This window comes from Nocardia sp. MH4 (assembly GCF_019266065.1).
Lineage (GTDB): Bacteria > Actinomycetota > Actinomycetes > Mycobacteriales > Mycobacteriaceae > Nocardia > Nocardia canadensis.
This window is the reverse complement of sequence record NZ_LPNR01000102.1, coordinates 98402-105449: the sequence shown is the minus strand read 5'-3', so window position 1 is coordinate 105449 and position 7048 is coordinate 98402. Positions and strand designations below refer to the sequence as shown.

General features: G+C 67.3%; 6 protein-coding genes. 5 read left to right on the top strand and 1 reads right to left on the bottom strand.

The window, feature by feature from the left end; genetic code table 11:
- Positions 1-142: 142 nt before the first annotated feature.
- A complete protein-coding gene (locus ATM97_RS16840; RefSeq protein ID WP_374104868.1) occupies positions 143-523 on the top strand; it encodes a tyrosine-type recombinase/integrase in 381 nt (126 codons plus the stop codon).
- A gap of 773 nt (positions 524-1296) precedes the next feature.
- A complete protein-coding gene (locus ATM97_RS16835) occupies positions 1297-2499 on the top strand; it encodes an FAD-dependent oxidoreductase (protein ID WP_218718964.1) in 1203 nt (400 codons plus the stop codon).
- A gap of 32 nt (positions 2500-2531) precedes the next feature.
- Here ATM97_RS16835 and ATM97_RS16830 read toward each other — a convergent pair whose 3' ends face one another.
- Positions 2532-3041, bottom strand: coding sequence for a DUF1269 domain-containing protein (locus tag ATM97_RS16830; RefSeq protein ID WP_218718963.1), 510 nt, complete (start codon positions 3039-3041; stop codon positions 2532-2534).
- A 293-nt stretch (positions 3042-3334) separates the two neighbouring features.
- Between ATM97_RS16830 and ATM97_RS16825 the strand changes: the two genes are divergently transcribed.
- From ATM97_RS16825 to ATM97_RS16815, 3 genes are all read left to right on the top strand, one after another.
- Entirely contained in the window at positions 3335-4354 is a 1020-nt protein-coding gene (locus tag ATM97_RS16825; protein WP_218718962.1) for a serine protease, read from the top strand.
- 11 nt (positions 4355-4365) lie between these two features.
- On the top strand, positions 4366-5520 hold the full coding sequence (locus ATM97_RS16820) for a S8 family serine peptidase (RefSeq protein ID WP_218718961.1): 1155 nt from the start codon (positions 4366-4368) through the stop codon (positions 5518-5520).
- A 304-nt stretch (positions 5521-5824) separates the two neighbouring features.
- On the top strand, positions 5825-7045 hold the full coding sequence (locus ATM97_RS16815) for a serine hydrolase domain-containing protein (protein WP_218718960.1): 1221 nt from the start codon (positions 5825-5827) through the stop codon (positions 7043-7045).
- Positions 7046-7048: the final 3 nt, after the last annotated feature.

Here is a 7048-nt window from a genome sequence, read left to right as displayed (position 1 = left end):
GCTGGGTTGGCGGTCACCCGACGAGTACGAAGCCAGCTACCATGGCCGGGTTCCAGCCGGAACCAGGTAATTCGCTCTCCGGCTCAGCGGGGGAACCTCAGCGGGGCACCGAACTGTCGCGCTGCCCGGGTTCGCCGTAGACATGTTGAAGCGGTTGCGGGAGGACCCGACGCACGGACGGATGTGTGAAGTGAAGGCGCTGCGCCAGGTTCGCGGCGAAGTAGTGGAGGTGAATCATCAGACGGCTCTTGTGTTCCCGGGGCGTGGTGGGGTGCTACGCGATCCACACAACTTCAACCGCACATGGCGCGCCGCACGCGGCACCGTGTACAAGGATGTGACGCAATATACGTTTCGAAAGACGGTTGCCACGCTGATCGCCGAAGGCTCAGATGCCAGGACAGCGGCGAAACAACTGGGACATGCCCGGGAGGGGATCACGGAGCGGCACTACATCGCGTCGGCGGAATTGGCGCCGGACTCGTCGGCCGTCCTGGAGGAGGGGTTGGGCAGAGCAAGCTGAATGCTTCGGACCAGCCCGGTGTACCAATGTCCACAGGCGACTACGCGGGCACACCTCAGCCGGACGTGCAATCCACCACGGCCCGCGCCATCGCGCCAGATGCGGGACGGCGCGGGCCGTGGTGGATTTGATCCAGGCCAAAGTTACCCCAAGAATTGGCGGGGATTGTCCGTGATCGTCTGTGAACCGTGGTGCAACACGCCCCCGGCATCGTCGCAGGTAGATCGTCTATTGTGACCCGACGTGCTCGGGAGTGAACACTGGCCAACCCCCGAACCAGCAACGGCAGGTTTCTGGTTCGAGTCCAGATGGGGGAGCATTACCAAAAAGGTCAGGCACGGTTATTGTGCCTGACCTTTTTGCGTTTGCGAAGAGCAACCATAGTGCGCCAAGATTCTCTGCTCGCACTCGGTGGCGTCAACCCGTCTGGCAATGCGGGTCGCTCGTTTCGCGAGATCTGGCCGCCCGGAGTCTTCCGACCCGGCGGCGGATTCCTCGCTGAATCTCACTGCCCGCAGCGCGTTGGACGTGCCAGGTGGCGACGATCAGGTTGCTGCGGGAGGTGGGCTCAGCGGGGTCGAGGCGGGCCATGACACGAATGAACTTGTGTACTAAGAGGTTTCACGGGCTTCAACTCCTCGTCGTTGGGGGATGTCGGCCGAACCGATCGTCAACTAAAGGTTGACGATAGCCCATGCGTCAACTACTAGTTGACGCATGGCGAGAGTTCGTGAGTAGTGCTCGCCGACAGCACATCGAACCGAGGAGCGGCAATGGAAGCCATCGACAGCGCAGCGCACCGGCAAGCCGAGTCATCGGGCAGACGGGCGACGGTCATCGGGGCAGGGATCGCCGGGCTGGCTGCCGCGGTGCGATTGCGGCAGGAGGGCTGGGATGTCGTCGTGGTCGAACGTGCGCCCAGTCGGCGCAGTAGCGGTTACCTGGTGAACCTGCACGGGCCCGGGTACGCCGCTGCCGAGCGGCTCGGGTTGCTGCCGGCGTTGACCCCGCGCGATATCGGCTTCTTCACCTCGGTCCTCGTCCACGCTGATGGGCGGGAGAAACTCAGGATTCCCGCCGCCGTCACCGAGGCCGCCGTCGGGGGCCGGGCCTTGAGTTTGTTCCGCGGTGATGTGGAATCGGCACTGTATGACGCCGTCGCCGAGTTCGCCGATATCCGTTTCGGCGTCACGGTGCGGGCCATTACCCAGACCGCCGGGGAGGTCGACGTCACCCTCAGTGACGACACCCGCCTGCGCAGCGAACTCCTCGTCGGCGCGGACGGCGTGCACTCCCGGGTTCGAGAGCTCGTATTCGGTGCCGAGTCGGAGTATTTCGTGGACCTGGGCCATATGGTCGGCGCATTTCCGCTGGAAACCTCGCCTGTCCACCTGCCCGACGGTGTCGGCGCCACGTTCATCGGTCCCGGCCGCACGGGCGCGGTGATGAACCTGGGGCCGGGAAGGTCGTCGGCGTTCTTCGCCTATCGCTGCCCCGACCCTGCCGCCGAACTCGCTCTCGGCGCCGCCCCCGCCCTCACCCGAGCGTTCGGGGATCTCGGCGGCGGTGTCGCCGAGGCGCTTCGTCAGCTCGAGCCCGACACCGCCTACTTCGATTCCGTCGGCCAGATCGTGATGGACCGCTGGAGCCAGGGCCGCGTCGTCCTGGTCGGTGACGCGGCCTGGTGCGTAACGGTCTTCGCCGGGTACGGCGCCGCCCTCGCCCTCGACGGCGCCGACCGGCTCGGCACCGCGCTCGCGGCACACGGCGACGATATCCCCGCCGCCCTCGGTGCCTGGGAAACGGCGTTGCGGGCCGAGGTGGACAAGCGACAGGCGTTGGCGCGGAAGGGAATCAGCCGGTTCGCCCCGGCATCACGCGCACAGGTGTGGGCGGGCGAAGTGATGCTGCGCGCAATCCAGCTCCCCGGCATCCGCGGCTTGGTCCGACGCTCCATCCAACGCGCCAACAACTAGCCGCCGGTTCCGGCCGGACGGCGGACGATCGGCTAGAGCCCCTTCAAGGCATCCTGCAGCGCCCGGTCGATGTCTTCGGGCGCGACCCCGAGCTCCTCCGCGACTTCCTTCTCGGCCCTGGTCACCGCCTTCTCGATGGCTTCTTTGACCTTGAGTTCACCGATGACGACGAGGCCGGCTTGGCCGGGGTCGATGAAGTCACCGAGTTCCTTGACCTTCGAGCGGGACATGCCCCGGGCGAGGTGGCCGCTGACGCTTCCGATGACGCCGCCGACGGCGGCCGAGGCGAGGACCCCGGGCGGGAAGATCACACCGAGTACCGCGCCTGCCGCGATGCCGCCCCAGGCGCCGTGGCGCGTGGCGGTCTCGTCCTTGTTCTCGTGCACCTTGCCCTTGGCGTCCTTGGTCACCACGGCCGCGTCGTATGAACCGACCAAGCCCCCGGCGTGCAGGTCCTTGACGACCTGGTAGTCCTGTCGAGCCGTGGCTTCGTCCGGGTAGGTCGCGAGATAGAGGAAGGTTTCGTCGTCGGTCTTGGACATCATGTTCTCCGTTCCGGTAGGCGGTCGGTCGACCACGAAGTCAGGGTTCTCCGTCGACTTCGGCCGGTCATCACCCGTACCGGATGAGATAGCGAACCCGTCATCGGATCGACGTCGACGCGGGCGGTCATCGCCAGCTGGTCTGGCGTGGGACGCAGGTAGTAGGCCCGGGAAGTGGGGTAGCCGTGTACTCGCGCTGGTCGGGTCGCATCTTCGTACGTTGAGAGCGGCACACAATCCGCGGCTGACGTGGCGATGGGCATCGGAAGCCGCTCGGAAAACGAGGAGTCCGCATGTCTACCGCCATGACCACATTGACATCGCCCAAGGGGAAACCGCTGACGCTCGTCGGTGATGCGAGGGTGTCGCCGAACTCGGTGTATCCGCGCGTCGAACCGCCGTACGGGGACGAACTCGGCTCCGTTCTCGAGATGTCGGACTACGAGCTCGCCGAAGCGCTGCGGCCGGTGATCTTCAACGACGGCAAGGAATACACGACCGACGCGCCGAACACCTCGTTCGTCGAGCTGCTGCGGGCCGACCGCGATCGGCGCACGTCGTCCTACACCGCGCTGCCGCGCTCGGAGTCCGAACACATCGACGCCAAGTCGCTGCACGCGCTGTCGGGCATCATCGGCACCGACAACCGTGTCGTGCGCCGTGACAACACGGTGTATCCGATGAGCACGGTCACCTACCTCGCGCTGCCGGGCGGCGGATACGCCGGGTCAGGGACGATGGTCGGGCCGTCGACCGCGGTGACCGCGGCGCACGTGGTGCACAACGGGACGAACTGGCTGCCGTTCGCGTCCTTCGCGCCCGGTACCGATCGTCAGGACCCCACCCCGATGCCTTTCGGCAGCCACGGCGGCTACAACGTGACGGTGCCCGGGGGCTGGGTCAACAACGCGGGCGGTGACGCGCGATTCGATTACGCCGTCATCGAGTTCTCCGGTTACGGGGACTTTCCCGGCCGGGCCTCGGGGTGGAAGGGGCTGTGGGTCGCGCCCGACAACGTGGTGACCGGCAACCGGATGTATCTGTACGGACATCCCAGTGACAAGGCGCAGCCGCAGATCTGGGGCAACGAAGGCAACGGGCTGCTCAACGGCCAGTACATCAACTTCTTCATGGACGCGTGGTACGGCGACAGCGGTTCCGGCCTCTACGTATACGACACCGACGGCTGGCCCTACGTGGTCGGCGTGCTCCGCGGGGCCGCGGGCGCGATCGGTGACAACTCGAAGCCCAATTTCGGCCGTCGGATGACGCGCGACGTCTTCGACTTCATCGTCGAGTACTCGGCGCTGTAGGAGGAATCATCATGTCCGACATCATCTCCGCCGAGCCGGAAGCCGGCGTCGCGTTCGACACGGTCGTCCCCGTCGAGAAGCCGTTGCAGTCCGACCTGTCGGTGCTGCCCGAACTGCTCGAGGTCGATCTGCTGGTGCGCGCGGCCGAGGCGCGGGCCAAGTTCAACGTCGACGGCACCGGCATGACCGTCGCCGTGCTCGATACCGGGCTGCGCACCACCCACGTCGATTTCGCCGGTCGGGTCCGGGCGAGCCGGAACTTCACCACCGACAACAACGGTTCGCCCACCGACGCGACCGACGGCCAGGGGCACGGCACCAATGTCGCGGGCATCATCTGCGCCGGCGGCGTGCACACCGGGATGGCGCCGCGCGCGAACGTCGTGCCCGTCAAGGTGCTCGACAACTCCGGTGGCGGTAGCTTTCTCGCGATCCGTGACGCACTGCGGTGGGTACTGGCCAATCGGGCGGCGCTCGGCATCTCCGTGGTCTGTATGTCGCTCGGCGCTTCGGACAACAACACCTCGGACGCGGGTTTCGCCGGTGACGGCATCGGCGCGGAGTTGCGCAAGCTCACCGACGCCGGGGTCGCCTGCTGTGTCGCGGCGGGTAACGACTACTTCGGGCACAGCAGCGCCCAGGGGATGAGCTACCCGGCGATCTTCCGTCAGACGATCAGTGTCGGCGCGGTCTACGACGCCGACGAGGGATCGTTCAGTTACGGATCCGGGGCGACCGCCCTGTCCACGGCGCCGGACCGGATCACGCCGTTCTCGCAGCGCCTGCACGCGACAGCGGGGGGCGACTGCGCGACCGACATCTTCGCGCCCGGCGCCCCGACGACCTCGTCGGGGATCCGCAACGACACCGGTGAGTCGATCCAGCACGGCACCAGTCAGGCCACCCCCGTGGTCGCCGGCGTCATCCTGCTGGTGCAGCAACTGCATCTGCGGGCGACCGGGACGCTGCCCTCGGTCGCCGATGTCCGCAAGTGGCTGCTGGCGGGCGCGGTGCCGATCGTCGACGGTGACGACGAGCACGACAATGTCGTCCACACCGGGCAGACGTTCAGCCGGATCAGCGCGTTCGGTGCGCTCACCGCGTGCGCGAAGGACGTCGCGCGGACCGCGCTGATCGAAGCGGGCATCGACCGTTCGCGGGTCTGAGGACCAGGAACGCCGATCGTTCGGCCGGGCGCGGGTTCGACCCGCGCCCGGGCGCCATGGGCGGGCTGTTCTTCGAGCCCGCGAGCAGGGCCGGCGGCGAAGCGGCGCGGTCCGAGGTCGGTTGGTCTCCTGAGACAAACTTGTTAAGCGAAATTCTCCGGAGGAGAGGAATGTGAGCAGGCGGGTATCGAGGTGGTGACGTGGTCTCGAAATGCCTGTTGATCTCCGGTAACGTAAACACTCCGACTGGTTGCGGACAGTGCTCCGGAATCCGTCTGTCAATGGTGACATGTGAGGTTTTCTAATGCGTGGAGCATCGTCCGGGCCGCAGGCCACCGCGATTCGCGGGAGCGCCGCACCCCAGTTCCGGGAGGCTATCGACCGGTTCGGGCGGCTGTTCGACGGCGGGCGCGGCGGTGGTGCGCTGGCGGTGTACCAGCACGGACGGCGGGTTGTCGACGTGTGGGCCGGGTGCGCGGATGCCGCGGGCACGGTGCCGTGGCAGGAGAACACCGCGGCGTTGTCGTATTCGACGTCGAAGGGCGTCACCTCGACGGTGCTGCATCTTCTGGCCGAACGCGGGCTGGTGGACTACCGGGCGCCGGTCGCGGAGTACTGGCCGGAGTTCGGCGTGAACGGCAAAGCGAAGATCACCGTCGCGGAGGCGATGAGTCATCGGGCCGGGCTGTCGCGGATCGGCGTGTTCGCCCATACCGCCGATGAACTCGCCGATCATCGGTTGATCGAGGAACGCCTCGCCGCCGCCGCACCGGACCGATTCCGCGGAATTCCCGCTTACCACGCGATTTCGTACGGAACCATCATCGCGGGCATCGCCAGGTCGGTGACCGGCAAGAGCATGGGCGAGCTGTATCGCACGGAGCTGGCCGAGCCGCTGGGTGTCGACGGTCTGCACCTCGGTGCCCCCGGCCCCGACGCGCGCACCACCGTGGCCGTGACGCACGGATCGACAACGCCGCTCGGAATTCCGCAGGCCGAGATGATGATTCGGCTCGCCTCGCGTACGCCGGTGCCCGGCGCGGGCTTCCTGCGGTCGATCTACACCCAGGGCATCGACCGCCTGGCCCACGGCGCCGACCCGGCCATCCTCCGCGGTGAACTGCCCGGCGCGAACGGTGTGTTCACCGCGCGCTCGCTGGCCGCCGTCTACAACGCGATCGCCACCGAGTCGCCGCTGTTCTCCCGCAAGCGGGTGCGCACCATGGCGCGGCTGCAATCGGTACTGCCCGACCGAAATCTCCTGCTGCCGATGGGCTGGCGGCTGGGCTACCACTCCATGCCGGTGCCGGGTGCGCGAAACGCGTTCGGGCACATCGGTTTCGTCGGATCCGGCGGCTGGGCCGATCCCGCGTCGGGGCTGGCCGTCGGGTTCGTGCACAACTGGGCGCCGGAGGCGCTGTTGCTGCCACGCGACCAGTTCGTCCTGCTCGGGCTGCTGGCCGCGGTGGTGCGCGGCGCGGGCGCCGAAGCGGGCGAACCGGTCGAGCTGCCGCTGGCGGTCTGACCC

Coding starts and splice junctions, on each gene's coding strand:
- ATM97_RS16840 (WP_374104868.1), top strand. CDS start 143: ATGTTGAAGCGGTTGCGGGAGGACCCGACGCACGGACGGATGTGTGAA.
- ATM97_RS16835 (WP_218718964.1), top strand. CDS start 1,297: ATGGAAGCCATCGACAGCGCAGCGCACCGGCAAGCCGAGTCATCGGGC.
- ATM97_RS16830 (WP_218718963.1), bottom strand. CDS start 3,041: ATGTCCAAGACCGACGACGAAACCTTCCTCTATCTCGCGACCTACCCG.
- ATM97_RS16825 (WP_218718962.1), top strand. CDS start 3,335: ATGTCTACCGCCATGACCACATTGACATCGCCCAAGGGGAAACCGCTG.
- ATM97_RS16820 (WP_218718961.1), top strand. CDS start 4,366: ATGTCCGACATCATCTCCGCCGAGCCGGAAGCCGGCGTCGCGTTCGAC.
- ATM97_RS16815 (WP_218718960.1), top strand. CDS start 5,825: ATGCGTGGAGCATCGTCCGGGCCGCAGGCCACCGCGATTCGCGGGAGC.